Source organism: Anaerospora hongkongensis (assembly GCF_004339805.1).
Lineage (GTDB): Bacteria > Bacillota > Negativicutes > Sporomusales > DSM-15969 > Anaerospora > Anaerospora hongkongensis.
This window is the reverse complement of record NZ_SLUI01000011.1, coordinates 136,752-162,790: the sequence shown is the minus strand read 5'-3', so window position 1 is coordinate 162,790 and position 26,039 is coordinate 136,752. Positions and strand designations below refer to the sequence as shown.

Below are 26,039 nucleotides of genomic sequence, written 5' to 3'. Positions count from 1 at the left end.
AAGGCTATGGTTTATTTGCTATGCTCTACAGAAAGTACTCAGCTTTTTATTAAATCTTGCTTTTAAGCATTGACATTGCTTAGCAGGCTTTTGGGTAATGTCAAAAGCAGCACTCCGGGCTTTTTACCTTGGCAGCTCGTATATGCAAAGAAGGGGAGCCGCATTGCGCTTTTTGTAAAAGCGTTTTGCGACTCCCTTTTTTCCGTACCGCGCAACAAAGATACAGCTGACTATCAGCCTTTTCTTTTTTGCACTTTTTTTGCTTTATATAATTCATATCTTTTTTGGCCTTCTTCAAAGGCCAATTTTTCTTCCGGTGTATCCAAAAGAAGTGCAGGCACCACATTAGGACGCCCCTTCTTGTCCAGCGAGACCATGGTAAAGAAAGCAGAGAGTGCCTTTTTGCGCCCTTCATATTCTAAATCCTCTACTTCAACAGTTACGGCAACTTCCATAGAGGATTTCCCAACATATACAACTTGCGCTGAGCAAATAACTAAATCACCAATAAAAATCGGCAAATGAAATTCAAGTTCATCAACTCTTGCTGTAACAACATTAGACCGGGCATATCTTCTGGCTGCGGCATAGGCCGTGGAGTCCATCAGTTTAATGATTTCTCCACCGTGAATATTTCCAGCCACATTCGCCTGACTAGGCATCATTACTTCACTAATCACTAGCTTAGACTCGCCTGAAGATCTCTGCATATTAACTTCTCCTTCACATTTAAATACTCTCTAGGAAAAGGTGTTGCCGTTATTCCGGCTGAGGAGCGTCCTCAGCTTTTACTTGGCGAATCAAAATCCGATTAATGCGCATATGGCTGATTTCTTCAATAACAAATTCATAATCCTCATAAAGAATCTTCTGATCAACCTGCGGTTCAATGCCCACTCTGGAGTAAACCCATCCCCCGATTGTATCAAAATCCTCTGAGTCAAGCTTAATCCCAACAATATCACTAACTTCGGCAATCAGCATTTTACCATCGACGGAATAAGCATTACCTTCGCGCATTTCAACTAACGGCCGTTCTTCATCAAACTCATCCTGAATTTCACCAACAATTTCTTCTAATATGTCCTCAATGGTTACCAGGCCGGCTGTTCCACCGTACTCATCAACCACAAGCGCCATCTGCGATCGCTCTTTTTGCAGGATTTTCAACAAATCACTGATCGGCATAGATTCCGGAATCGCAATAACGCTTCTTACCATACTGCGAATATCAGGATTTTTTTCCTGTACTACCGCTTTTAAAAGATCCTTAATATGAACAAAGCCGACGATATTATCCTTATCGGGATCACATATTGGATAGCGGGTCAGCTCTTCTTCAATTGCTTTATTTAAATTATCGGCAAAATTGTCTTGCGCATATAAACAGACCATATCGGTCCGGGGTATCATCACTTCCCGTGCATTACGCTCGGCAAACTCAAAGATGTTGTCAACAAAAGTAAGTTCCGTCTTGTTAATAAAGCCCTGCTTGTGGCTTTCTTCCATGAGAATTCTGATTTCCTGTTCCGTATGCGCCGCTTCATGTTCATTAGCAGCCTGTATGCCCACTAAGCGAAGAATCCAATTGGCAATCGTATTTAACAGCCAGATAGCCGGATACATTAGCTTATAGAAACCGATCAAGGGCACTGATGTCCACAAGGTAACAGTGTCTGCCTTCTGTATGGCCAGTGACTTAGGCGCCAACTCGCCCAGAATAATATGTAGGGCCGTAATAACGGAAAAAGCAATAGCGAAAGACACGGTGTGCACCACTTGGGAAGAAAACCCTAAGTCAATCATAATCGGTTCAATTAAATCGGCAATTGCCGGTTCACCAATCCAGCCTAGGCCTAATGACGCAAGCGTAATGCCCAACTGACATGCCGATAGATAAGCATCGAGATGGTCTACGAGTTTTTTGGCAAATTTGGCTCTTGTATTCCCCTCGCTCAGCAAGGTGTCAATTCTAGTACCTCTAACCTTAACCATGGCAAACTCAGCTGCTACAAAAAAACCATTCAACAACACGAGTACAATGACAAACAGTAGATTAAACAGGGTAGACGCAGGATCCAATAAATTCCTATCTCTCTTCAACAGAGAGAATAGGGTTCACCTCCTCAGATTATAACAATTTACTTCACGGCAGAGCCGGGAAAAGTATTGATATCATTATAGTAATAGTTTAACAATATCACAATAGGCACGTTGATTCATCTTAAGCACGGACTCTTAACTGGCAGCCTATAGCTGCGCCCTACAGGCCCAGCTGCTGAAATCCATAATTCAATAGCTTGGCGGCATCTTCCCAGCGCCCGTCGCTGTTTAGGATAACAGCAATCAGTTCGACCCCATTTCGATTAGCGGCAGCAACCAGGCAATCACCGGCCGCTTCTGTATAACCGGTTTTAACACCATTTGCACCGATAAAGGTAGCAAGCAGTTTATTCGTGTTTTTAGCATGGGTACTTTGCCTGTTTAAAAAATGCACATCATAATCCCGAGTTGAGACGATGCGGGCAAAAGTCGGATTTTGCATACCATACGCCGTAATCAGCGCAAGATCATACGCAGTCGTATAGTGATTATATGGATCGGGCAGGCCATGCGGATTACTGAAATTCGTGCGCGTTGCGCCAATCTGTCCGGCTTTTGCATTCATTAATTTGACAAAATCCGGTATCGAACCCGCTACGCTCTCGGCAATCGCCTCAGCAGCATCATTTCCGGAAACAAGCATCATGCCATACAATGCTTCCTCCAATTTCAGCTTATCACCGGCTCTTAGCTCCAGGCTTGACCCATCACAGGCAGCAGCTTGCGGACTGACTACAACCGTGCTGTTCAGATTTCCTTTTTCCAAGGCCGTAATCAACGTTACAATTTTAGTTGTACTGGCAGGATACATAATAGCATCGGCCTGTTTGGCAAACAATACCTGTTTACCGGTCACCGACATAACCACGGCAGCTTCGGCCTCCACCTGCGGTACAGCAGCAAACGCACTATTCGTATAGAGGAAACAAAAAAGCAAGCCCGCAAAAAATCGTTGATACATGTTAGTTCTCCTATGTAGTAAATCGAATTGGTTTAAGAGCCCAGCTTATTATACAGACCCAGCAATAGCGACAGCATACCTGCTGCAATCAGCGGTCCCACGGCAATTCCCTGAAAAAAAGATACTCCCATGATGGTCCCGATAATGAGAGCCGTAATGGCATCAGGTGCCACTTGAAAAAAGCTGACGCCCCTGCCACCCAGCCATGCCGCAAAAATACCTGTTGCCACAGCCAGCACCCCTGCCGGTGTCAATAAAGAATCGGTCATATTTTTCAGACTGATCCGCCCTGATGCGATGGGAGCCAAGATGGCTAACGTCAGAATAATAATGCCAATATTAATTCCCTTATTCTCCAGGACAGGAAACCAATTATCAAACCCGAGCAGTTTAATAAGCAGCAAAATCGCAGCTGCAATAGCAACAGACTGGTTTTGTCCAATTACAGACAATGCAAGAATAAGCAGGATTGGCAAATTTTCGAATGACATAGACACACCCCTAACAGGACTATTCTTCGATTTCATAAGTATCGATATTCTATAGTGTAAACCTATTTTAACAAATTTGCCATATCCATATGGAGCATACATCCAACCATAGTGTACCCCGGCAAGAAGCCGATTAGCCTAACGCAAGCTCTGAGCGTTAGGCTAATCGGCATATACACATCGTATATTTTTTGCTATTCTTTCACCATATACGGGTAATTCACAACTATGCGCGGAACAAGCGTTTCCTTAATCGCCCGCTGACTCATCCAGCGATAGAGGTTAATCGCACTGCCGGCTTTATCGTTCGTTCCGGAACCACGGCTGCCGCCGAACGGCTGCTGACCTACAACAGCTCCTGTCGGTTTATCATTAATATAGAAGTTTCCTGCAGCATGATTAAGCGCTCTGGCCAGCTTAATAATCGCTGCTCTGTCCTGAGCAAAAATGGCACCGGTTAAGCCGTAGCTGGTAGCTGTGTCGCACTGAACCAGCGCTTCCTCCAGCTTGTCATCAGGATATACATAAACAGTCAATACAGGCCCAAAAATTTCTTCAACCATCGTCTTGAATGCCGGGGTCTTAGCCAGGATAACGGTAGGTTCCACAAAATAGCCAACTGAATCTTCGCAGTTGCCGCCAATAATAACTTCCGCATCATCAGAGGCTTTAGCATAGTCAATATAGCCTTTAATATTTGTAAAAGAAGATTTGTCAATGACTGCGTTCATTAAATTGGTAAAGTCTCGAACATCACCCATTTTGACTTTGCTGACTTCTTCTGCCAAGCGGTCTTTTACTTTTCCCCAGAGGCTTTCCGGGATATAAGCACGGGATGCCGCCGAGCATTTTTGCCCCTGATATTCAAAAGCGCCCAGAACCATTGCGCAGACAAGAGCCTCAACATCTGCCGTTTCATGTGCAAAAATAAAATCTTTACCGCCTGTTTCCCCCACTAAGCGGGGATAAGAAACATATTGACCAATATTTTCGCCAACCTGCTTCCAGAGGTCATTAAATACCGCAGTAGAACCGGTAAAGTGGACTCCAGCCATGTTAGGATGACCGATGACAAGCTTGCCAAAGTCTACCCCTCTGGAAGGAACAAAGTTAATAACACCTGCAGGCAAACCGGCCTCCACGAGAATTTGCATGAAGTAATAATTGGATAATACGGCCGTCGAAGAGGGCTTCCATAGAACGGTATTGCCGACCATCGCAGGAGCAGTGCAAAGGTTGCCGCCAATAGAGGTAAAATTAAAAGGCGTAATTGCCGCTACAAAACCATCCAGCGGACGATATTCTACCCGGTTCCAAACGCCATCCGTGTTGGCGGGCTGCTGCTTATATATTTCCTGCACATAATATGGATTAAAACGCAGGAAATCGGCCAGTTCACAGATAACGTCAATTTCTGCCTGAAACGCATTTTTACTTTGCACCAGCATGCAGGAAGCCGCTACTTTGGCCCGGTATTTGCCTGTCAGCAAATCAGCTGCTTTCAGAAAAATAGTAGCGCGATGCTCCCATGGCATATTCTCCCATTCTTCTTTCGCCGCTTCTGCCGCTTCAATGGCCATAAGCAGTTCTTTTTCACCAGCGATATAGTACTCACCCAATACCTTGTTATGATCATGTGGGCAAATCATTTTGGCTTTCTTGGCAGAACGAATTTCTTGGCCGCCAATGATGATAGGAATTTCGACCGGATTATCTAATTGCCTTTGCAATTCAGCCTCTAAAGCAATTCTTTCCGGTGATCCCGGCATGTAGGACTTTACCGGCTCATTTTTCGGCTGTGTAATTTGAAAATACGCGTTGTTCATCTCACAAACTCCTCCTCAATTGGGTTTCAATATCCTGATGATTACACTACAGAAGGTTCCACAAACAGTTCGCCCCGCTCAAAACGTCCGGCATCAAACATACCAACCGGAAACAGCGTCGGTTTCCCCAAGACCATTTCCGCCATCAGTTGCCCGGTAACCGGGGAAATCATAAAACCATGACCGCTGAAACCGGCAGCTGTAAAGAACCGGCTGACCTCAGGACTGCTGCCTAATATGGGTGTGCGGTCTGGACACATATCATAAAGGCCTGCCCATTGACGAATAACATTTAATTCTCCAAGCTGTGGCATAATTGATACCAGCTTTGCCGCCATTTCCTCCAGAAACTGCCAGCTCGATTTTATATTATAGCCCTCCGGTTCATCAGGATGACCAAGTCCCATGATAAAACTGCCGTGTGGGCTCTGCTGACAGTAAATATTATGATAAAAACTCATAACCATGGGACCCACCGTAGGTTCTACAGGCTCAGTAACTAGGATCTCATGCCGCTCAGGATAAATCGGCAGTTCAATACCGGCCATCCGGCCGACAGCTTTGGCATAGCCGCCTGCTGCATTTACAATTGTATCGGTATAAATGGTCCCTTGGCTGGTATGTACCGCCGTAATCCGGCTGCCCTCCGTAGTGATTGCGTGCACCTCTGTAGCGGTATAAAATTCTACCCCCAGGTTTTTAGCTGCCCTGGCGTATGCCTCTGTAACCTTGAAGGGGTTACAGTGCCCATCCTGGGCACAATAAGTCGCCCCAAGCAGTCCTTCCGTATTGAGCAGAGGAACAATATCAAGACACTGCTCCGGCGTTACCCAGCGGGAAGGTATGGCAAGAGAATTTTGCAGCTCCAGATTCTTTTTAAACTGCTCTACCATTTTGGGCGTATAGGCAAGCAGTAGATAGCCATTTTGCGTAAATTCAATATCAACATCTACATCCAGCAGCTGCGGCAGCTGAGACAACATATTCACACTTTCTCTAGCCAGCAGGCAGTTGGTCTCAGTCCCCCACTGCATCCTCATTCCGGCGCCGCAGCGACCTGTAGCTCCGCTTGCCAGATAGTCCTTCTCCAGCACCACGACTTTACCTGCACCGGCTTTAGCAAGATTATAGGCTGTGGCACAGCCGATAACCCCGCCGCCAATGACAACCACATCGGCAACATTAATCATGTTTTGCCCCTCCTGCTAAAGTTCCCAGCTTGATAGGGGCAACTAAGGGCCGAAATGTAGGCAAACCGATCTCACTAACCGGAATGCCGGTGGCCAGCGAAATTTCTTTAGCGATTAAAGGCGTGCAGGATCGGCCCTGACAAGGCCCCATTCCGCAGCGGCAGGCACGCTTTATTTCTTCCAGATTATATTCTCCCCTGGAAATGCGCGCACGCACCTCTTCCAGCGTAACATCTTCACAACGACAGACAATTGTTGTTTCCTTCATATTTACTGCTCCTTCTGCAGGCGAATTGCGCGTACCTCCATAGCCAGTTCATGAGGAACGGCCAACCAAAGTACATTCGTCTTATTTGGTGATTTTTGTACACGGATCACATGAGCCACCCCTACACATTCTCCGCTGCGGTTTAAGGCCTGAACGCTGGCATTGACCTCTGGCAGGGGAAGAAATTCGAAAGGAATTTTAACTAGTGCCTGTTCCTGGCTATAGGTATGGTCAACAACGAAAATGGCTAAGCCAGGACAATGCAGCATACATAGTCCGCAGCCATTACAGTTGTCAGCTGCAATGACAGGACAGTCATTTATCTCCGCAACGGTAATCGCCTGACGCGGACAGGCATCCGCACAAGGATTGCAGGGGATTGACTGCAGGCATTCACATATGGCTACTGGTCCTCTATGCAACCGTTCCTCACACGGAATATTTTGCATTTAGCTGACCTCCCCAATTAGAATTTGACTAAGTCCTGACCGGATTTTTGCACTGGCCGGACCGGCTCTTAAGGCAGCCAGCTGTTTTTTAGCGTGTTCCAACTCACTGGTTATCTCCCTGCAGCCTAAATCCGCCGCTACCGATAGTCCGGCAATTTTTCCTTCTACCATGGCAGCCGATGCTTCTTCTACACCCGATACATCACCTGCCACGAACAAATCTGGCTTAGTTGTTCGCATGTCGGCATCGCGCAGCGGCACATATCCACCCAGTTCAGCCACATACCGCATTTCACAGCCGGCCTGCCAGCACAATTCCGTAAGCGGCGTAAGCCCCACCGCCAGGCAAAGGCCATCAACCGCAATATATCGGTCAGTCCCTTCAATCGGCTGCCAGGATTCGTCCAGTTTGGCAATCGTTACTCCCGTTAGGCACTCTTGTCCGTGAGCGGACTTAATCGTATGAGATGTATAAATAGGTACGCCATAGCGGGCTAATTTGGCAGCATGCACTGCATAGCCGCCAACCCGGGGGGCAGCCTCAACCACTCCGGCTACGTCAACACCGGCCTGCAGCAGTTGATAAGCAACGATTACGCCGATATTCCCGGCACCAACCATTAGAATCCGCTTACCAGGCATGATACCATAAACGTTCATCAGTGTTTGCAGTGCACCGGCACCATAAATACCGGGCAAATCGTTATTGGGAAAAAGCATTGTTTTTTCTGCCGCACCGGTTGCAATCACTATTTTCTTAGGCCGGACGGTATAAAACGAATCTTTGCAGGCAATTACCACTACTCCATCCGGATATATCCCTGCTACGGTAGCATTTTTCCTGGTAGTGATTCCCGCCTGTTCTTCTGTTTCCTTAATCAATCTTGCGGCAATATCAATACCCCGTTCTCCCGCATACTCATCCCGGGAGCCAAAAAACTTATGCTTCTGCTTAATCAGCTGTCCGCCAAGCCGTTCTGAACGTTCGACAAGCAAAACTTTTGCCCCGGTCCGGGCAGCACTGGTAGCTGCCAGCAAACCTGCCGGGCCGGCTCCGATTACCAGCACATCTGTATTCATCATATTATCGTCCCCTTTCCCTGCTGTACTTCTACACTCATACCAGCTCTAAGGGGCTCGACACACACGCGCACATTGGGCACTCCGTCAACTGTCATCAGGCAGGAAGAGCAATTACCAATCGCGCAGAAGAGCCCCCGTGGACGATGATGCCGTGAACTGTGGCGCAGCATTTTTATTCCTGCCGCATGGAGAGCTGCCGCAATTGATTCTCCTGCCACACCTTGCACAGGGCTGCCATTATACGTGAACTGAACCATTTCCTGTTTGGGAAACTCTAAGATTGGATGATTGATAATTCTCAAGTTAAACACCTCGCCTTACTCTAATGCAAATACCGTGCCAACGTAATTCTATCAGTCGAATTTGGATCACTGCTTTGATTAATTAAGCAGGAAAAGAAAAACGCCGCACTAAGATTGCCAAGTGCGGCGTTTCTGGTTAAAACGATCAGTTTTCAGCTGCTTTACCGTCAGTTTTTTGACAGTGTTGTCAGTTTATTGACATATGCCAAGCTTTTGCATTTTATAATACAGCGTACTGCGGGGAATCCCTAATTTTTGTGCAGCGAGCGCCTTATTATGGCTCTGCTCCTCCAGTACGCGGGTAATAATTTCTCTTTCCAGTTCGGCAGTTGCCACCGGCAAACGGCCAGTCAACTGGCTGGCTCCTTCTGCTTTAACATGTTCCGGTGAAAATAAAGCTTGCGGCAAATCGGCAATGGACAGTGTATCGCCATCCGTCAAAATAACCAGCCGTTCTAAGGCATTCAGAAGTTCTCTGATATTGCCGGGCCACTGGTATTGTACTAACGCAGCCATGACTGCCGGATCAACCTTGCTAATATTTTTATTATACAGCGCACTATAATACTGCAACCCCCGGCGCAATAACTCGGGCAAATCATCGAGACGTTCTCTGAGTGGCGGCAGTACAATAGACACTACATTCAGCCGGTAATATAAATCTTCCCGGAATTCTCCTGTCCGAATCATATCTTCTAAATTACGGTGAGTTGCGGCAATTACCCGGAAATCGACAGGTATTGCTTTATTGCCGCCCACCCGGTATAAACATTTTTCCTGCAGTGTCCGGAGCAGTTTTACCTGCATTTCCCTCGGCATATCGCCAACTTCGTCAAGCAGCAGGGTTCCTCCGTTGGCTTTTTCGAGCAGCCCTTCTTTCCCTTTGCGGTCAGCACCGGTAAAAGCGCCGGGTTGGTAGCCAAATAATTCACTTTCAAATAAGTTAGCGGGAATAGCACCGCAGTTGATCGCAATAAATGCTCCGTTCACTTGACTGGCTTCGTGAATTGCCCGCGCAAACAACTCCTTACCTGTTCCGCTTTCGCCACGCAGTAAAACAGGGACATTAGTTGCTGAAACGCGCTTAGCCAGCCTTACAGCCGCTCCAATTGCCTCCCCCCGCCCATAAATTGCGGAAAAAGGATCATTTTGGGAATGGATTGTGTTGATGGTTTTTTTCAAAGACTGTACTTCCCGGTTTGTTTGCGACAGCTTTTGATTTAACTGCACCAAGTCGGTAATGTCCCGCTCGGCCGAAATTCCACCAACCGCTTGTCCGTCGAGCATAATCGGCCTGGAATTAATCAACACATGTGTTTCCGGGCAAGGGGCATGGTATTCTTCTACAACCGGTTGGTGTTGTTTCATAGCTGTACTAATTTTTAAATTTGAAAAAAAATGGTCAATCGGCTGTCCAATTATATCCAGCGCCTTTATGCCATACAACGCTTCAGCTTGGCGATTCCAGACAAGCACCCGGTCCTCCTCATCTATCATACAAATTGCTTCGTTAACCGTATCCAGCAAAGTTTCTAACCGCGCTTGCTGTAACCGGTATGCGCTATTGATCTGCTCGAACAGGTCTATCACTTTATCAAACTGGCTTGTCTCGAGATACTCCTTCAGTTCAGGAATTGGCTGAGTAACCGGCTTGTTCATGTTGTCCTCCTTCAACGCCCAATAGAGAGGCAAGAGTAAAAAATGCCTGTATCATCCGTAGAACTAGGGATGGATACAAGCATCGTTGCTTGTGTCAGATTTCTGACACTCTATTTACATCTTTACAGCAATTTTCGTTACTCTATTCCTGATTCCTGCTTTTTCACAAAAAATCTTAGCCGATTTTAATAAGCAATGATATCCAGACCAATCGAGTTTTCTTCCCACTGCGCGCAGGACAAGGCAAAGGTATTTCGCTGTAATTTACTGCAAAAAGCTTGCTGGTGGTAGAGGCAATTCTCGCACAAAGGGCTTGACGCGCTTACTTTCAGCTTAAGCAACGCACTCTTTAACACTTCAATTTGTCTTCCGTCATCAAAGCTCTTTGCCTTTTCTTCAATGAATTTTTCAATACATTCAATTAATTCTTTCGCTTCCATCTCAACCCCGCCCTTCGCTTATTGATCGAAACCTGCGATCATCATGCTTTATATAAGATGCAAGTTTTATACCAAGGTAGAGCAAGGGGCCTGTATACTCATATACGGCTAAGGACTTGCCGTAGTCACTAAAAGAAGTATATCGGGGTTACCAGCCGCCTATACTATAGCTACTATAATGAGACAGGAGGCCTTTTCTATGAAACACGCCTGCCAAGCTGTTGACCGCCAGCAGGTAAAAGCTTATTTTTCCGGCGCCGGAGTCGGCTCTCTAGCCGGAGCAGTTTACTTAATTCGAGACGGCCATATTCCGGGGAAAAATATAACTATTTTCGAAGAAATGAATATCACCGGTGGTAGTTGCGACGGTACGGGTTCACCCGAGAAGGGCTATATGATCCGCGGCGGCAGAATGTTAAATGACGAAGCCTATGAATGTACCTGGGAACTGCTGAAATTTATCCCCTCCATAACGAACCCGCAATTATCAGTTCGCGATGAAATCATTGCGTTTGACAATGCAGTCCGCACGCATGCCAAAGCCCGTTTGGTTGACGGCGAAGGCAAAATTATCGATGTTGCTTCAATGGGCTTTACCAATAAAGACCGGATCGACCTGCTAAAATTGACAGTTACTCCGGAGGATGCTTTGGGCACAATCACCATTGAACAATTTTTTTCATCCTCCTTCTTCAAAACAAATTTTTGGTATATGTGGGCTACAACCTTTGCTTTTCAACCCTGGCACAGTGCTGTTGAATTCAAACGTTACCTGCTCCGGTTCATGCATGAATTTCCCCGTATTCATACGTTAGAGGGGGTAACCCGTACACCTTACAATCAATATGATTCCATTATTCTGCCTCTCATCAAGTGGCTCCAAGCTCAAGGTGTCAATTTTTCCATGAACTGCCGGGTAACCGATCTTGATTTCAAGCCGTCTGACGGTGATAAAACAGTAGAGTACCTGCACTATATATCGGATGGAAAACCGATAAAACTTCAGCTGAAAGATACTGATCTGGTTTTTGTTACCAACGGCTCCATGACCGAAGGCTATAGCATTGGTTCGATGACTTCCGCTCCCCGCCTGGGAGCAAAGGGAGCCGCTTTTAAACTCTGGGAAACGCTCGCTGCCAAGCAGCCTGATATGGGCAATCCCGCTCCTTTTATCGAGCAGATCGAAAAATCAGCCTGGGAATCCTTTACCGTCACTTGTACCGATCCAGTCTTTTTCGACTTAATGGAGAATTTCTCCGGGAATACGCCTGGAACAGGTGCTCTGGTCACATTAAGAGATTCAAACTGGTTTATGTCCATTGTCTTGGCATATCAGCCGCATTTTATCAATCAGCCCGATACTATCAAAGTATTTTGGGGTTATGGCCTCTCTCCTGAAAACCAGGGTAACTTCGTACATAAAAAAATGTCAGAGTGCACCGGCGAAGAAATACTAACTGAATTGTGCTCCCATCTCCGGTTTACTGACAAACTGCCTTCCATTGTAAAAACATCAAATTGCCTGCCCTGCATGATGCCGTTTATAACCAGCCAGTTCATGCCGCGTACCAAGAGCGACCGGCCTCAGGTTGTGCCGCCTGGATCGACCAATCTTGCCTTTCTCGGCCAATTTACAGAAATACCCGATGATGTAGTATTTACGGTTGAATACTCTGTCCGGTCAGCCCAGATTGCCGTATATTCTCTCCTCAATTTGAACAAGGAAATTCCACCTATTCATCAGTACCAATTTGACACCCGTATACTGTTCGATTCCTTTATAACCTCATTCCGGTAAGCCGCATCGATATAAATCTTCGTTTTCCCCCTTTTACCTGTACATTCAAAAAAGGAGGGCCGCATCGCGCTTGTTTCAAAAAGCGATTTACGGCACCTCCATTGCTAAAGGTTTATTGTCGGGCTGCACGCTTCATCCGATAGCCGACATACAGGCCTGCCAGCCATAAGGGCGCAATATATAGAGAGAATCGCATGTCAGGCATAAATGCCATTATTCCCACTACCAGTACCAAAAAGGCCAAACTAAGATAGGTGGCAGCCGGATACAGTGGCATTTGAAACTCAGGTATACTCTTTTGCCGTTCCTGCTCTTTACGGAATTTAAGCTGAACGATTAAAATAGCAGCCCAGTTAATAATAATGGAAATGGTTGCGAGCGACATAAAATACAGGAATACTTTTTCCGGATTCAAATAACTTAGCAGCACTGCAAATAATGTGATTGCTGATGAAACCAAAATTGCCGTCATCGGTACGCCTGACGAATTAAGCTTGCCAAAAATCTTCGGGGCATTCCCCTGTGCAGCCAGACCATACAGCATTCTGCCATTGCTGTATAACGCACTGTTATAAGCAGATAAAGCGGCGGTAAGAACAACGAAGTTTAACAAATTAGCTGCCGATGGGATACCTACATAGGTAAAGATTTGGACAAACGGGCTGCCGGTTGCTTCAATCTGGTTCCACGGAAAAATTGCCAGAATCACCGCCAATGCTCCTACATAGAACAATAAAATTCTCCATACGACCTGATTGATTGCCCGCGGAATTGTTTTCTCCGGGTTTTGTGCTTCCCCTGCAGTTATGCCGACTAACTCAACTCCACCAAAGGAAAACATAACTAAAACCAGCGATAGCAAAATTCCCTGGAAGCCATTAGGGAAAAAACCGCCATGCTCCCATAGATTGCCCAGCCCTGCAGGCTGACCGCCATTTCCGATGCCAAAAGCAATAACAGCAATACCAAAAACAATCATGCCAATAATAGCAACAACTTTAATAATAGCAAACCAAAACTCAAATTCACCATAAGCCTTGACATGTACAGTATTAATCAGCGTAACGGCAACCAGGCATACTAACGCGGATAGCCAGGTAGGTATATCCGGATACCAATAGTTAATATAAGTTCCTACGACCGATAACTCAGCCATACCGACGACTACGTAATTAAACCAGTAATTCCAGCCAGCAATAAACCCTGGCAGCTCACCCCAATACTGATAGGCGTATTGGCTAAAGGAACCTGATACGGGATGAGCGACAGCCATTTCGCCAAGTGCCCGCATAATAAAAAAGATCACAATGCCACCGATTAAATAAGACAACGTGATTGCCGGTCCTGCCATCTTTACCACCGTAGCCGAACCATAGAATAAGCCGGTCCCAATCGCTCCGCCTAAAGCAATCATCTGAATGTGGCGATTTTTAAGACCTCGCTGAATGTGTTGATTGGTAGTTTCATTCATTTTTACTCCCCCTTAATCCATCATGGAAAAACAAAAGTCCTGCAAAGAACGGATAAATCCTTCTCTGCAGGACTTTCACATAACTATTATATACCTATTTTACCAATATAATAGTATTTTTTTGTAATTATGTTGTAAAAATGAAATACACTACCTCTTGTTGCTCCTATGCCGATTTCAACTTTTACGGTTTAACAGTTGCCTTAAACATTTGCTTGCCGTTTTTCATTTCAATGATAACTGCACTTTTTACCGCATCATGAGTGGCATTTAATGTAGTTGCACCTGTTACTGCGGGATAATCCTTTGTCTGGGCAAGAGCCTCACGGATCTTGCCTGGTTCAGCGCTGTTAGCCCGCTTAATCGCATCGATCAATACGTTTGCTGCATCATAGCCGAGAACAGCCATGGCATCCGGCATCTGTCCGTACTCTTTTTTATAAGCCTCTACGAAGGCCTTAGAAGCAGCACTGGTGTCCTCAACTGAATAGTGGTTGGTAAAGTAAGTGTTATTTAAGGCTTCAGCACCGGCCACCTCTGCCAGTTTAGGAGAATCCCAGCCGTCACCGCCGACAATAGGTGCCGTGATACCAAGCTCACGCGCTTGTTTCACAATTTTCCCTACTTCCTCATAGTAGCCGGGTACATAAAGAACTTCCGGATTAGCAGCTTTAACCTTCGTTAAGATTGCTTTGAAATCCTGGTCCTTTTGCAAATAAGCCTCTTCAATAACTATTGAGCCACCACCCTTACTAAAGGCTTCTTTAAAGAAAGAAAGCAAGCCTTTGCTGTAATCACTGCTATTATCTACCAAAATAGCTGCTTTTTTAAAATTTAACGTATTGAGTACAAAATTGGCACCAACAGTGCCCTGAAAAGGATCAATAAAGCAGACCCGGAACGTATATTCTTTTACTTTGCCGGTTTTCTCATCTACGGTTACCTTCGGATTTGTAGCTCCTACCGCCAAAAAGGGTACTTTACTGCCTTCAGCAACACTTGCTGCAGCAATTGCATTAGAGCTGGCAAAAACACCAGTTACAGCTGCAACCCTATCCTGGGAAATCAGTTTGGTCATTGCATTAGCCGATTCGGATGGTTCACTCTTATTATCCCCGATAACAGCCTGTATTTGCTTACCAAGTACTCCGCCTTTGGCATTTGCCTCCTTAATTGCCAGCTTCGCCCCATTTGCTGAAGAAGTTCCCAACGTAGCATTAGAACCAGTCATCTCATTTAAAAGTCCAATTTTAATATCATTCGATCCCATGTTGCCACAACCAGCCATAATACCTGTCAATACTAACATTACCATTACTAAAGCACTTACTTTACTCTTCATTTTTCTCATTCAAAGCTCTCCCTTTTTTAAAATTGCTTTTTCTTTGTCTGAAGTTCCCTCGAAGTAAGAGTGCTCCCGCTGCAAAATAAAAGAGTCAAATCGTAAGATTTGACTCTGAAGAACAACAAATAGGTACCTTTGCACGAAAATATGCAATGCCACCAATATGCTCTGTCCTTTTGCCTGAGAGTTTCATCGATAAGCGAAACTTACCGATTTGCACCTTCGGCGCCCTGCTGATCAGGGGCTCTCCAGAGTTCCATCCGTTTACGGTTGTCGCTAATAACTAACAATCAGTGTAAGTTATACGAGGTTCCGTGTACTTCATATGGACACAAATATTAAGTTTTTAGCACTTTTGTCTATAATAATCGTAAAACTGCATTTTGTCAAGTAAATTCCTTATTCACTTTTCCGATTATTCTTTTGCGGCTTGGTCTTTCGAAGGAATACCAATTACTGGGAAATTCCATTGGTACTTAATGCAGCAAAGCCTGAGAACGGTAGTAATGCAAAAGCAAAGATACAGCTGGGCCGCTCCGGTCAAATAAAATTGCGAATAATAAAAGCAGATTGCACCGACTATCGTAGTTATCGCATATATTTCCTGACGGAAAACATAGGGAATTTCCTTAACAAACACGTCGCGCATAATACTGCCGCCAATCCCCGTAATTACCGCTACTGTCGTTACAATAAACAAGGTATTTAGATTATGCTGAATCGCCAGATTGGCACTAGTAGCCGTAAAGGCCCCTAATCCAATGGCATCAAATATTTGAATCATATTTTTGTACTTTTCCAGCCATCGATAGGTAAAACACACAACAATTGTGGTAACTGCACTAATCATAAAAAATGTTGGATCCCGAAAAGTAAGCGGCGGCGTATTACCGATGATTACATCGCGCAATATCCCGCCACCTACGGCCGTCGTCATAGCCAAGACCAACACACCGAAAATGTCCAGTTTCTTTTGTATTCCCGTCAATGCTCCCGCAACAGCAAAAGCAATTACTCCCGTAAACTCCAGTATACTCCAGGTTGTCATTTTTCTACTCTCCTCACTGTGGTCACCAATACTCTATCCGATTTATTTTATCATATGCCGCTTAAATTTAGAAGGGACTAAAGTAACCTCTATTCAGCTAAAGTAATAGAATACTTCAGATATACATCGGGGGAGGTATACTGGAATGAAAACGAAGCTCTGCATAGGGCTGATCCTGGTTATTATTTGCATTACCGGTGCTACTGCTACGGCACTGGCCGCACCACATTTGTCCTGGCATACGGATACATTGGGTTATGACGAAACCAATGCGCTCGTTATTTACGGTTATTTAGAGAATGATGGAACCGTCGTTGTTGATAGGGTAAACGTACTCACCCTGAATATTTATTTCAGACAAAATAATACGGATTGGTGGTTTGCCAATCAGGGAAATTGGGAAAACATCCCCGTATATATGCAGCCAGGTGACACACATAAATTAAAGCTGCGGATTACAAATCCGAAGCTTTACAAGTTTGATGAATGGAAAATTACAGGTACTGTCAATTATCATTTTATCAGAACTGCCGATTTATAGAATTTACTCGCCCCGGCAAACTTCTCCGACCAGCTCCATGCTTACCTGGACGTCCATTTTGCTAAAATATCGTGCACTTACCGCTGCAATTACAGCTGTACTGGGCCCGCCCGATTTCCTAACATCCAGCTTGATACCCGGGTTGACAATAAGGTTCAGGCGATTATTGCGGGCCAACTCCTGCATTTCATACAATATACCTTTTGAACCGACAGGAATGATCTCGTAAACCTCATCATCCTTAAGCATTTGCTTAATTAGCTGATAGTGAATACAGTCATTTACCCCACCCGCTAAGACCTCCTGACCTACTTTCGGCCGACCTAAGGCGACTAGCAAAGCTTGCTGCTTTATACTATTCACTTTCAGCTGATTGCTTTGGATCATACCAACGGCCGTAACACCTAAGCCCGTCGCCACGGTGGGAAAATTCTCTTCCGTGCTTCCGGTGAGCACCACATTATTGATTCCGGCTTCCTGCAGTTCCGCTCTAATGCCTTCTATCATGTCTTTTCCGGTGGAATTCATCTCGTTGCAAATTGTGCTCGTCAGACAAATCACTTCCGCTCCGGTGCAGAGGACTTCGAGAATAGCTACTCTGGCAGTATACCGGCCGGTAATGTGCGGGGAAACCTGCAGAACATCCTGTTCCTTCATGCCCACGCCACCGCAGCTGTCACAGGCAATGACCATGGTTCTTTGCTGCCCCAGATCGACTAACGTTAAATCTCTCACTTTTTGCACATTCATTTTTTGCTACTCATCCTTTGCCCGAACTTTGATTACTGCCTCGGTGATTAAAACCCGCTCTTTCATCGTTTTTCTGTCTGCTTATCATAACATATCCGCTTTACAAATTTCAAATAGGATCAAGGACAAAAATAAAGACCTCCCTTGCGGAAAGGACAGAAACTCGCTACACTCAGACAACGTCCCTTCTATTCGCAATGGAGGTCTTTTTACCCCCTGCGGGACGGTAATTTCCGCAAGGGTTGCAAGATACGGAAACATGAAATGGTACTTTAACACCCCAATCGAGCACTCGTTCCTTTCGGCCCTTCTGGAAAAATGCGGTCCGTAGGATGGGAAATGCTCAGTTTACGTTAAGAAATTCGGTTGTCTGAGCGCAGCGAGTTTCACGAATTTTAGTAAGCTGAGCATTTCCCAAGCATTTTGTAAGACAGGCCTAGAATTTTTGCTACTTTTGTTTCGATGACAAAAGTAGAAGCCGGGCTTTTTACCTTTTTCCCTGTGCATGTAAAAAAGGAAGCTGCAAAGCGCTTATACGACAGAACAGCCTTTTTCTGCTCACATGCCTTCTTCCAAGTCCTGAATAAGCTTTCGCCCGGTATAAAATGCTCTTTCATCTGCAGCATGGTATTTTTCATTGATCTGGGACAGTAGTTTTTTCAATACGCTTTCGGGTGAAAGCAAATCATTGATCCCGGTAAAGGCCCCGAGCATAACAACATTTGTGAGCAATACATCGCCTAGCTCGCTTGCTGCCCGGGTGGCGTCAATAAAATGTCCGTTCATGCCCAGCTGACCGATCGTACTAAGCATTTCTTCCCGGCTGGGATATTGATCAACATTCAGTTTAGCAAGAATAGTAGGTACAGGAGCGGTATTAATAATATATTTTCCCTGCTTGCTTAAGAGGCTCATATACCGCATTGCTTCGAGCGGTTCAAATCCCAGCAAAATATCGGCCTGACCTTTCGGTACTAGTGGCGAATAGATCTGCCGGCTGCTGATACGCAAATGGGAAAGTACCGAACCTCCCCGCTGCGCAGCGCCTTTTGTCTCGGTATTTACCACTGTGTATCCTTCATCCATAGCACATTTGGCCAATGTCTGAGAGGCTAGAATATTTCCCTGCCCGCCAACACCGGCAATTACCAAATCCAGTTTCATTGAATAGCCCCCCTCTTGCATACCCAAATGCAGACACCGCAGCCGTTGCAGCTGCTCTTATCAATAACAGCCTTGCCATCGCTGATTGTTATCGCCGGGCAGCCAAAGGTACGCACACAAAGACTGCAGCCATTGCATACATCCTGGTTGATGGAGATATCACGGGCTACATACGATACTTTTCCTTCCCGGCCAAACTTGAGGTAACACAATGCTTCGGCAATCACAACTTTTACTCCTGCTTCTGTTGCTGCCTCCGCCAGCACTTGTGCCGTCTCTTCTACCTGGTAAGGATTGCAGTGGTATATTTTTGCTCCCATAGCCGCAGCAACTTTTCCCGGGTCAATGACATTGACATGGTCGAGAGTCAGGCTTCTGCCGCTCCCGGGATGCGGCTGAAAACCGGTCATCGCCGTCGTTGAATTATAAGCTACAATGACCGTTATATCCGCCCCATTCGCTATAGCACTGGCCAGGCCCGTAAGTCCATTATGAAAAAAGGTTGAATCGCCGATCAGTGCGTATACGGGCTTGTCAAAGCCAGCCGCTTTAATACCATACGCCATAGGAATGGAGGAGCCCATGCAGTAAATGGTAGCCTGAAGCTTCATCGGTTCAAATGTCCCGGCATCATGGCAGCCGATGTCACCGGTCACGACACCGCCGTTTTTCCGCACTACTTCCTTAAGAGCTGCGAGTAACCCCCGGTGACTGCAGCCTGAACACTGGGTACGGGTTCGTGCCGGGATATACGTTCCCTGAGCGGGCTGAGGAAACGGCTGGCCGATAACTGCACATTCAATTGCAGTTAGGACGAGATTCGCGGATAATTCACCTTCAGCCGGCAGGTATCCGTCTCTGCCCCAAATATCCAGCATAACTTTATTGGTAAAGCACAATTGTTTTACCAGCTTTTCCACAACTGGCTCTATTTCTTCCAGCACAACAATCCGCTTATACCGTTTAACAAATTGCAGCACCTTTTGCTCCGGCAGCGGCAAAGTAGACAGTTTTAAAACAGGCAGCTTTCTGCCGTAAATTTGCTCGGCCTCTTTAAAGAAGGCATAGCCGATTCCACAAGCAATAAAGCCGGTCTCGCCTTCCCCTTCCTCCGCCCAGTTAAACGGCGACGCTTCCATAATGGCCTTTAATTCTGCCTGCTTGTTATTCAGCCAGCGATGACGCATTTTAGGCCGTAATTCACCACCGTATTCTTTTTCCACTACTGCCGACATAACAAAGCGGCTGCGATCGGGTACAAATTCCACTTTTTGCTCTGGCCCGCTTTTTTCAGCGAACTCGATCATTCCGCCAGCATGATTGATCCGCATAACCGGGCGCAGCGCAAAGAGCACTTCCGTTTGCTCCGACAGGCTAAATGCGGCCTTGGTCATTGCATAAGCTTCCTGAATATCGGCAGGATCGAAAACCGGCACATGAGCATAGTTATGAATCAGAATTCGCGTATCTTCTTCACATTGCGAGGAAAGACCGCCAGGGTCGTCGGCAGAAATTAACACCATCCCGGCCTTTATGCCGGTAAAGTTAATATGCATCAAAAAGTCGGCTGCCGCATTCGTACCGTTGTGCTTCATAACGGCAAGTGATCGTTGATTCGTCAGGGAAGCACCGGCTGCCACTTCAAAAGCATGCTTTTCGTTTGCCGACCACTCGGCATATACTCCGGGATAAGCAGCACAATGATCCACAATTTCCGTAGCAGGTGTCCCGGGATACCCGGCAACCACCTTCACCCCCGCTTCAAACGCTCCTCGGGCAATTGCTTCATTACCCAGCATAAACTGTTTTTTCATCTCTTCCCCTCCTCTTATTTCATATAAGCTCCTGCCATAGCTGACACTGCATTCCTGGTATACCTTCCCAGAATCCCCCGCCTTGGCGGTTGCTCCGGCAGTTTCCACGCTAAGCGGCGGCTGGCCATAATTTCATTGACTTCAGCAGCATCCATGGCTTTACCGTTCACTCCGGTAACATTGAGCCTTCTGCCCGGTATATCGATTTCAATCAGATCTCCATCTTCCAGGAGAGCAATCGGACCACCTTCCACGGCCTCCGGTGAAATATGACCGATACAGGGCCCGCGGCTGGCACCGGAAAAGCGGCCATCTGTAAGCAAAGCAACCGTCCCATTCAACTTTTCATCAAAAACAATAGCATCGGTTGTCATAAACATTTCCGGCATGCCCGAGCCTTTCGGTCCTTCATAGCGGATAACAACCACTGCACCAGCCGCAATTTTCCCCTCAATAATGGCCGCTTGAGCCGCTTCCTCGCTGTCGAAAACGGCAGCTGTTCCGGTATGGCTGTGCATATTTTCAGCGACAGCCGAGTATTTGACTACTGCTCCGTCAGGAGCAATATTGCCGTATAGAACCGCGATAGAACCGCTTTTGTCCGACTGTTCAGGAGACCGGATAATCTCTTGCGGCAAAATGCTGTACGTCTTCAAATAATTCCGGTTCCGGTCGAAAAACCCGTCCTGCCAGAGCCGTTCCAGATTGTCTCCCAGACTATTGCCGGTTACGGTCATAACGGTCAGATCAAGCTGGTCCCTAAGCAGCCATTGAATCATCGGTATTCCACCGGCAAACCAAAATAGCTCTGTTACATATTTGCCGCTGGGCTGGATATTAGTCAAATATTTAATCTGTTGTCCAATCCGGTCAAACAGCTGGGGATCCAGTTCAAAATCCAGTTCATGGGCAATGGCAGGTAAATGAATTAGGGCATTGGTACTGCCGCCAATTGCAGCGTGAACTTTAACCGCATTTTCAAAAGCTGCAGGAGTGAGAATTTGACCTGCGGTAATCCCCTGTTTTGCCAGATTAATAACCGCTTTCCCTGCTGCCCTGGCCATCCGGCGAATATCCATAAAAGTAGCTGGCATGACAGCTGTCCCCGGCAAAGCCATGCCGAGTGCCTCAGCCATACATTGCATTGTGCTGGCAGTGCCCATGAACTGGCAGGCTCCGCAGGACGGGCAGCCGGTCAGCTGGTAATCGCGTATTTCTTTTTGCGTTGCCAGCCCTTTTTTGGCCCTTGCCGTGATCGGACCTGCTAAGCCGGAAGTGGAAATGTCCGGTCCCGAGCGCATGGAACCGCTGGGAATATGAATAGCGGGCAGATCCATCCGGGCAGCAGCCATTAAATGAGCCGGAGCTGATTTATCGCAGCCGGATAATAAAATCATTCCGTCCCAGGGAACAACCGAGGCATGAATTTCTACCATATCGGCTATCACTTCGCGGGACGGCAGAATATAATTCATTCCATCATGTCCCTGCGCCCAGCCGTCACAAATATCGGTTACATGAAATTTTGCCGGTTTTCCACCGGCTTCATAAACACCGATACAGGCCTCTTCATTCAGGACATCCAGGTGAAAACTCCCGGGATGGCTGTCTCCCTGAACATCATCAACAAGAATATGCATTTTATCCGTATCTTCTTCGGACCAGTTCATGCCCAGCCTGAGGGCATCGGACTGGAGCCACAGGCTTCGCACATCACGAAACCGCTGATTCATCATCATAACTTCCGCCACCTTCTTCTGGTATTTTAAATTAGTAAATTACCGGCTTGATCAAACTCCAGCGCCAGCGGGGCACTGCAAACTTCGATTTGCTGGTGCTGAGCCGCCTCGGAAATCATGGCTTCTGAAATATAAATTTCGCCAAGATGCAGTGTATCTTCAATCCGCACAACTCGCACCTTACTCAAATCCTGAGCATTGCAGGTTTTAACGGCGGCTGCAATTGCCTGCTGATCGGACTCTAAAATCATCGGAATACGGATGGGCTCGCAAACGGTGGAAGTGAGCGCATTGGCATAGGTACTCTCATAGTCAATTTTGTCAAACAGCCTGCGGGTAATAAAGTCTGCAGGACCCATGCCGTTGGCATTGCCATGAGTACGCTCAGTCAAATCCAGAACAACCAGTTTGCTGATTTCAGGACCGCCCCGGGCATACGGAGTCGGGTATCGTCCGGTAATATTAGGATCCATGCCATCACCGGAGATGTCCTTGCCTATCTTGTCAACAATCAGCACGTCGATTTTATCAAGAATCAGCTTAGCCATGCTGGTCCGGGCAAGCGGGAGAAGTTCCTGGTCCCGTTTCAGAAAATCTTCTGCCGGCACAGCCTCGACAACGCGGATCTGCTCATAGGCATTCTCCACTGTTGCAATGCCAAATAAAAAATTACACTGCTGAAGCTTGATTCGCGCCATGTCAACAATAAATCTTGCCATATATTTAAAGCTGTAGGCATGACAGGCGTCTGCCCCTTTCTGTTTGCCAAGTCCGATTGTCAGCATTTTTGCCAAACCGCTTTCCGAAGCTCCCCGAAAGGCAGTATGCGGTTTAATGCGGGCAATCACCACAATGCCATCGGCTTCATAGGCTTGTTTGTCGATTAATACCGCCAGCCCATTCTCCAGGCGTCCCACCTCGACCACTTCCATAGAAGAAATGATCGGACAGCCGGCAGTCTCCTCCGTAACACCCAGATTTGCCAGCACTGCCTGCTGACCTTGAGCGGTAGCCCCACCGTGACTGCCCATAGCAGGGACAATAAACGGATGTGCTCCCCGCCGCTGCAGTTCATCTACCGTAATGCGCACAAGTGCAGGCAGTTCGGCTAAGCCGCGGCTACCGACAGCGACAGCAATGCGCATGCCCGGCTTAATTTGGGGGGCAATCGACTCTTTGGCAATTTCCTGGCGCAGTGTCTGCTCTAAGTTCTGAACGACGGGAGCCTCAAAATTCTGACGGACTTTGACCATCCGCGGCAAAGGAATTCCTTGCAGCAAGCTTTGAATAATTCCGGTTGTTTCACTTTTCACCTTCATGATCTCACCTACTCTTCCCGAAAAATGGCAACGCTCTGCCGGAAGGCATTATAGAGAAGGCCCACATCAGCAGCAAACGAAATATATTGAACTCCAGCCTTCTTCCATTTCACCGCACTTACAGCATCATCAACGAAAAAGCCAATCGCGACACCGGCCTGCCGCGCCAGTTGAATCGTCCTGTGCATAGCCTCCATTATCAGGGGATGTTCTACCTGCCCCGGTATGCCAAGCGAAGCGGATAAGTCGTAGGGGCCGATAAACAGAACATCAATTCCGGGAACCGTGATGATATCTGCCAACCGGTCTAGTCCGGCCTTTCCCTCAACCTGAACAATAACGGCTGTTTCTTGATTGGCCTTTCGAAAGTAAGCAGCTTTGTCCATAGCAGAATACCGGGCGGCCCGCACATAGCGGTTGGCACCACGGCCTCCCTCCGGTGAAAACTTAGCGGCATAGACAGCAGCCTCTGCCTCCTCCCGGCTGCTTACCTGCGGAATCTGCACGGCGTCAGCGCCAATATCAAGGGCCTTGGAAATAAGCTCAGGCTGATTGCCGTACACTCTAACAACCGGGCTAATGCCGGCCAGCTTGGCCGCTCTGACCATCTCAACCGCTCTGTCCGTCGAAATTTCCCCGTGTTCGGTATCAATAATGGCAAAGTCAAAACCGGCAAATCCCGCAATCTCCAGCACGGCCGGATGGCAGAGATTTACGAACGGACCGAACAGAAATTCTTTATTTTGCAGTCTTTCTTTTAACATACAGACCTCCCCAGTCTTTCGCTCACATCGTTGGACCAATGCGCCATATAGCGAAATCATTGTGCCCCAAAATTTCTGCTTTTGTAAGCTTGCCGGATGCTACCGCAAGCATTTCTGCTAAAATGCGCTGCCCCACCTGCTCAATTGTCTCATCACCAGTAACAACCGTTCCGGCGTTGATATCCATATTATCCTGCATTCTTTCGTACATAGCGGTATTGCTGGCTACCTTAATAGTAGGTGCAATCGGCGAACCGGTCGGTGTCCCCCGCCCGGTTGTGAAAACGGCGATTTGACAGCCGCCTGCCACCATCCCTGTCAGCTGCTCAATATCATTGCCCGGGGTGTTCATATAAATCAGGCCTTTTTTCGTTACCGGTTCCGCCCAATCAATGACATCCTGCAACGGCCGCGAACCGCCTTTATACACGCAGCCCAGGGACTTTTCCTCAATAGAAGATAAGCCTCCCTCGATATTGCCGGGCGTTGGATTGCCGCCCCGCATATCAACCCCCATAGCAATAGCAGAAGCCTCAAAAGCAGCAATTGTGTCGTAGCACTTTTGCCGTACAGCTTCGGTAACAGCCCTGGCGGCAATGATATGCTCCGCGCCGATTAACTCCGGTGTTTCTGCCAAAATCGAAGTTCCCCCTAGATCAATTAACAGATCGCTGGCAATCCCCAGTGAAGGATTAGCGGCAATTCCCGAGCAGGCATCCGACCCGCCGCACTCGGTGCCGAGAATCAGCTGACTGGCCGCAAGAGGTTCTCGCTGCAGCATCGATGCTGCCAGCACCATTTGCTGGGCGGCAGCGGCGCCAGCCTGAATGGCTTTGTAGGAGCCGCCTTCCTCCTGAATAATGACGAGCTGCACCGGCTTATAGGGACAGCGTCTTGTGATTGCGGCGGCCACCTCCTGGGCTCTTACCACCTCACAGCCCAAACCGACCACAATGACTGCAAAAACATTCGGATGCGTGCCGTGACCAATCAAAGCCCGAGCCGTCTGCGCCGCATCCGGTGCAAGCTGTGAACAGCCATGCTGGTGTTCAAACCAGGTTGTTCCTTTGACAATCAGCGAGATTGCCCGGGCTACTTGATTGGCACACGCAACGGCAGGCATAATCAAAACATGATTTCGTATTCCGGCTGAGCCGTCAGGACGACGGTACCCCATGAACTCCATATCCCTTTACCTCCAAACTATAGTCTGTAATCAAACCTGAAGGTCACCACGGCCTCGCAAGCCGACCATATTATGAATATGAACATGCTCACCAGGCTCAATATTGCTGCTGGCAGCGCCGATAGGCTCGCCGTATTTAATCACCTTGTCTGTTTTGGCAATTGCAGTAATTGCAAATTTATGGCCAAAAGGAATCGTGTGCCGTAAGAGAACAGACTTCCAGTCACCATTGCAAACAAAAGCTACATTATCCCCGGCAGGTAAATCCTCAACGGCTGTGGCAACATTATCAGCCTGGTTCATGATAATTGCCTTACTTTTTTCCACC

25 protein-coding genes and 1 riboswitch are annotated in these 26,039 nt (G+C 47.0%); of the genes, 2 read left to right on the top strand and 23 right to left on the bottom strand.

Annotated elements, in window-relative coordinates; translation table 11 throughout:
• Window positions 1-233: 233 nt before the first annotated feature.
• From EV210_RS16425 to EV210_RS16370, 12 genes are all read right to left on the bottom strand, one after another.
• Entirely contained in the window at window positions 234-710 is a 477-nt protein-coding gene (locus EV210_RS16425; protein ID WP_132082431.1) for an acyl-CoA thioesterase, read from the bottom strand.
• A gap of 49 nt (window positions 711-759) precedes the next feature.
• Entirely contained in the window at window positions 760-2,082 is a 1,323-nt protein-coding gene (locus EV210_RS16420; protein WP_132082430.1) for a hemolysin family protein, read from the bottom strand.
• Between the two features lie 181 nt (window positions 2,083-2,263).
• On the bottom strand, window positions 2,264-3,064 hold the full coding sequence (locus EV210_RS16415; protein ID WP_132082429.1) for a D-alanyl-D-alanine carboxypeptidase family protein: 801 nt from the start codon (window positions 3,062-3,064) through the stop codon (window positions 2,264-2,266).
• A 32-nt stretch (window positions 3,065-3,096) separates the two neighbouring features.
• Window positions 3,097-3,555, bottom strand: coding sequence for a DUF441 domain-containing protein (locus EV210_RS16410; RefSeq protein ID WP_132082428.1), 459 nt, complete (start codon window positions 3,553-3,555; stop codon window positions 3,097-3,099).
• 194 nt (window positions 3,556-3,749) lie between these two features.
• Complete coding sequence (gene pruA / locus EV210_RS16405) at window positions 3,750-5,381, bottom strand: L-glutamate gamma-semialdehyde dehydrogenase (protein ID WP_132082427.1); 1,632 nt, start codon at window positions 5,379-5,381, stop codon at window positions 3,750-3,752.
• 41 nt (window positions 5,382-5,422) lie between these two features.
• A complete protein-coding gene (locus EV210_RS16400) occupies window positions 5,423-6,571 on the bottom strand; it encodes an NAD(P)/FAD-dependent oxidoreductase (RefSeq protein ID WP_132082426.1) in 1,149 nt (382 codons plus the stop codon).
• Window positions 6,564-6,839 carry a (2Fe-2S)-binding protein gene (locus EV210_RS16395; protein WP_132082425.1) on the bottom strand — a complete coding sequence of 92 codons (276 nt, stop codon included), beginning with the start codon at window positions 6,837-6,839 and terminating at the stop codon, window positions 6,564-6,566. Before EV210_RS16395 ends, EV210_RS16400 begins: the two co-directional genes overlap by 8 nt.
• Window positions 6,840-6,841: 2 nt before the next feature.
• Complete coding sequence (locus tag EV210_RS16390; RefSeq protein WP_243650593.1) at window positions 6,842-7,288, bottom strand: 4Fe-4S dicluster domain-containing protein; 447 nt, start codon at window positions 7,286-7,288, stop codon at window positions 6,842-6,844.
• A complete protein-coding gene (locus tag EV210_RS16385) occupies window positions 7,289-8,371 on the bottom strand; it encodes an NAD(P)/FAD-dependent oxidoreductase (protein WP_132082424.1) in 1,083 nt (360 codons plus the stop codon).
• Window positions 8,368-8,682 carry a (2Fe-2S)-binding protein gene (locus EV210_RS16380; protein WP_243650592.1) on the bottom strand — a complete coding sequence of 105 codons (315 nt, stop codon included), beginning with the start codon at window positions 8,680-8,682 and terminating at the stop codon, window positions 8,368-8,370. The genes EV210_RS16385 and EV210_RS16380 overlap by 4 nt, the downstream gene beginning before the upstream one ends.
• Before the next feature lie 183 nt (window positions 8,683-8,865).
• Complete coding sequence (locus tag EV210_RS16375; protein WP_132082422.1) at window positions 8,866-10,332, bottom strand: sigma-54 interaction domain-containing protein; 1,467 nt, start codon at window positions 10,330-10,332, stop codon at window positions 8,866-8,868.
• 185 nt (window positions 10,333-10,517) lie between these two features.
• Window positions 10,518-10,772, bottom strand: a complete 255-nt coding sequence (locus tag EV210_RS16370; protein ID WP_132082421.1) for a hypothetical protein — start codon at window positions 10,770-10,772, stop codon at window positions 10,518-10,520.
• Window positions 10,773-10,971: 199 nt separating this feature from the next.
• Between EV210_RS16370 and EV210_RS16365 the strand changes: the two genes are divergently transcribed.
• Entirely contained in the window at window positions 10,972-12,570 is a 1,599-nt protein-coding gene (locus EV210_RS16365) for an oleate hydratase (protein WP_132082420.1), read from the top strand.
• Between the two features lie 112 nt (window positions 12,571-12,682).
• Here EV210_RS16365 and EV210_RS16360 read toward each other — a convergent pair whose 3' ends face one another.
• The 3 genes from EV210_RS16360 to EV210_RS16350 form a co-directional block, all read right to left on the bottom strand.
• Window positions 12,683-14,041, bottom strand: a complete 1,359-nt coding sequence (locus EV210_RS16360) for an amino acid permease (RefSeq protein ID WP_132082419.1) — start codon at window positions 14,039-14,041, stop codon at window positions 12,683-12,685.
• Between the two features lie 184 nt (window positions 14,042-14,225).
• Entirely contained in the window at window positions 14,226-15,392 is a 1,167-nt protein-coding gene (locus EV210_RS16355; RefSeq protein ID WP_132082418.1) for an ABC transporter substrate-binding protein, read from the bottom strand.
• Between the two features lie 152 nt (window positions 15,393-15,544).
• Window positions 15,545-15,648: riboswitch (glycine riboswitch) on the bottom strand.
• A gap of 153 nt (window positions 15,649-15,801) precedes the next feature.
• Window positions 15,802-16,434, bottom strand: coding sequence for a trimeric intracellular cation channel family protein (locus EV210_RS16350; RefSeq protein ID WP_132082417.1), 633 nt, complete (start codon window positions 16,432-16,434; stop codon window positions 15,802-15,804).
• A 145-nt stretch (window positions 16,435-16,579) separates the two neighbouring features.
• On the opposite strand from EV210_RS16350, the gene EV210_RS16345 reads away from it, so the two are divergent.
• On the top strand, window positions 16,580-16,975 hold the full coding sequence (locus EV210_RS16345; RefSeq protein WP_132082416.1) for a hypothetical protein: 396 nt from the start codon (window positions 16,580-16,582) through the stop codon (window positions 16,973-16,975).
• 3 nt (window positions 16,976-16,978) lie between these two features.
• On the opposite strand, the gene EV210_RS16340 is transcribed toward EV210_RS16345, so the two are convergent.
• The 8 genes from EV210_RS16340 to EV210_RS16305 all read right to left on the bottom strand — a co-directional run bounded on the left by EV210_RS16340 (window position 16,979) and on the right by EV210_RS16305 (window position 26,038).
• The gene (locus EV210_RS16340; RefSeq protein WP_132082415.1) at window positions 16,979-17,725 is read right to left on the bottom strand and encodes an AIR synthase related protein; all 747 of its coding nucleotides are present in this window, start codon (window positions 17,723-17,725) and stop codon (window positions 16,979-16,981) included.
• Window positions 17,726-18,283: 558 nt separating this feature from the next.
• Window positions 18,284-18,889 carry an indolepyruvate oxidoreductase subunit beta gene (locus EV210_RS16335; protein WP_165898940.1) on the bottom strand — a complete coding sequence of 202 codons (606 nt, stop codon included), beginning with the start codon at window positions 18,887-18,889 and terminating at the stop codon, window positions 18,284-18,286.
• Window positions 18,886-20,703, bottom strand: coding sequence for a thiamine pyrophosphate-dependent enzyme (locus tag EV210_RS16330; RefSeq protein ID WP_132082413.1), 1,818 nt, complete (start codon window positions 20,701-20,703; stop codon window positions 18,886-18,888). The genes EV210_RS16335 and EV210_RS16330 overlap by 4 nt, the downstream gene beginning before the upstream one ends.
• Window positions 20,704-20,717: 14 nt before the next feature.
• A complete protein-coding gene (gene ilvD, locus EV210_RS16325; protein WP_243650591.1) occupies window positions 20,718-22,442 on the bottom strand; it encodes a dihydroxy-acid dehydratase in 1,725 nt (574 codons plus the stop codon).
• Between the two features lie 26 nt (window positions 22,443-22,468).
• Window positions 22,469-23,761, bottom strand: coding sequence for a nickel pincer cofactor-dependent isomerase, group 22 (locus tag EV210_RS16320; RefSeq protein WP_132082412.1), 1,293 nt, complete (start codon window positions 23,759-23,761; stop codon window positions 22,469-22,471).
• 8 nt (window positions 23,762-23,769) lie between these two features.
• Complete coding sequence (locus tag EV210_RS16315) at window positions 23,770-24,525, bottom strand: HpcH/HpaI aldolase family protein (RefSeq protein WP_243650590.1); 756 nt, start codon at window positions 24,523-24,525, stop codon at window positions 23,770-23,772.
• A 22-nt stretch (window positions 24,526-24,547) separates the two neighbouring features.
• Complete coding sequence (locus tag EV210_RS16310; RefSeq protein WP_132082410.1) at window positions 24,548-25,711, bottom strand: UxaA family hydrolase; 1,164 nt, start codon at window positions 25,709-25,711, stop codon at window positions 24,548-24,550.
• 30 nt (window positions 25,712-25,741) lie between these two features.
• Window positions 25,742-26,038, bottom strand: coding sequence for a UxaA family hydrolase (locus EV210_RS16305; protein WP_132082409.1), 297 nt, complete (start codon window positions 26,036-26,038; stop codon window positions 25,742-25,744).
• Window position 26,039: the final 1 nt, after the last annotated feature.

Bases quoted from the DNA above. Each gene is read 5' to 3' on its own strand.
- EV210_RS16425 (WP_132082431.1), bottom strand. From the start codon at position 710: ATGCAGAGATCTTCAGGCGAGTCTAAGCTAGTGATTAGTGAAGTAATG.
- EV210_RS16415 (WP_132082429.1), bottom strand. From the start codon at position 3,064: ATGTATCAACGATTTTTTGCGGGCTTGCTTTTTTGTTTCCTCTATACG.
- EV210_RS16410 (WP_132082428.1), bottom strand. From the start codon at position 3,555: ATGTCATTCGAAAATTTGCCAATCCTGCTTATTCTTGCATTGTCTGTA.
- pruA (WP_132082427.1), bottom strand. From the start codon at position 5,381: ATGAACAACGCGTATTTTCAAATTACACAGCCGAAAAATGAGCCGGTA.
- EV210_RS16400 (WP_132082426.1), bottom strand. From the start codon at position 6,571: ATGATTAATGTTGCCGATGTGGTTGTCATTGGCGGCGGGGTTATCGGC.
- EV210_RS16395 (WP_132082425.1), bottom strand. From the start codon at position 6,839: ATGAAGGAAACAACAATTGTCTGTCGTTGTGAAGATGTTACGCTGGAA.
- EV210_RS16390 (WP_243650593.1), bottom strand. From the start codon at position 7,288: ATGCAAAATATTCCGTGTGAGGAACGGTTGCATAGAGGACCAGTAGCC.
- EV210_RS16385 (WP_132082424.1), bottom strand. From the start codon at position 8,371: ATGATGAATACAGATGTGCTGGTAATCGGAGCCGGCCCGGCAGGTTTG.
- EV210_RS16375 (WP_132082422.1), bottom strand. From the start codon at position 10,332: ATGAACAAGCCGGTTACTCAGCCAATTCCTGAACTGAAGGAGTATCTC.
- EV210_RS16370 (WP_132082421.1), bottom strand. From the start codon at position 10,772: ATGGAAGCGAAAGAATTAATTGAATGTATTGAAAAATTCATTGAAGAA.
- EV210_RS16365 (WP_132082420.1), top strand. From the start codon at position 10,972: ATGAAACACGCCTGCCAAGCTGTTGACCGCCAGCAGGTAAAAGCTTAT.
- EV210_RS16360 (WP_132082419.1), bottom strand. From the start codon at position 14,041: ATGAATGAAACTACCAATCAACACATTCAGCGAGGTCTTAAAAATCGC.
- EV210_RS16355 (WP_132082418.1), bottom strand. From the start codon at position 15,392: ATGAGAAAAATGAAGAGTAAAGTAAGTGCTTTAGTAATGGTAATGTTA.
- EV210_RS16350 (WP_132082417.1), bottom strand. From the start codon at position 16,434: ATGACAACCTGGAGTATACTGGAGTTTACGGGAGTAATTGCTTTTGCT.
- EV210_RS16345 (WP_132082416.1), top strand. From the start codon at position 16,580: ATGAAAACGAAGCTCTGCATAGGGCTGATCCTGGTTATTATTTGCATT.
- EV210_RS16340 (WP_132082415.1), bottom strand. From the start codon at position 17,725: ATGAATGTGCAAAAAGTGAGAGATTTAACGTTAGTCGATCTGGGGCAG.
- EV210_RS16335 (WP_165898940.1), bottom strand. From the start codon at position 18,889: ATGAAACTGGATTTGGTAATTGCCGGTGTTGGCGGGCAGGGAAATATT.
- EV210_RS16330 (WP_132082413.1), bottom strand. From the start codon at position 20,703: ATGAAAAAACAGTTTATGCTGGGTAATGAAGCAATTGCCCGAGGAGCG.
- ilvD (WP_243650591.1), bottom strand. From the start codon at position 22,442: ATGATGATGAATCAGCGGTTTCGTGATGTGCGAAGCCTGTGGCTCCAG.
- EV210_RS16320 (WP_132082412.1), bottom strand. From the start codon at position 23,761: ATGAAGGTGAAAAGTGAAACAACCGGAATTATTCAAAGCTTGCTGCAA.
- EV210_RS16315 (WP_243650590.1), bottom strand. From the start codon at position 24,525: ATGTTAAAAGAAAGACTGCAAAATAAAGAATTTCTGTTCGGTCCGTTC.
- EV210_RS16310 (WP_132082410.1), bottom strand. From the start codon at position 25,711: ATGGAGTTCATGGGGTACCGTCGTCCTGACGGCTCAGCCGGAATACGA.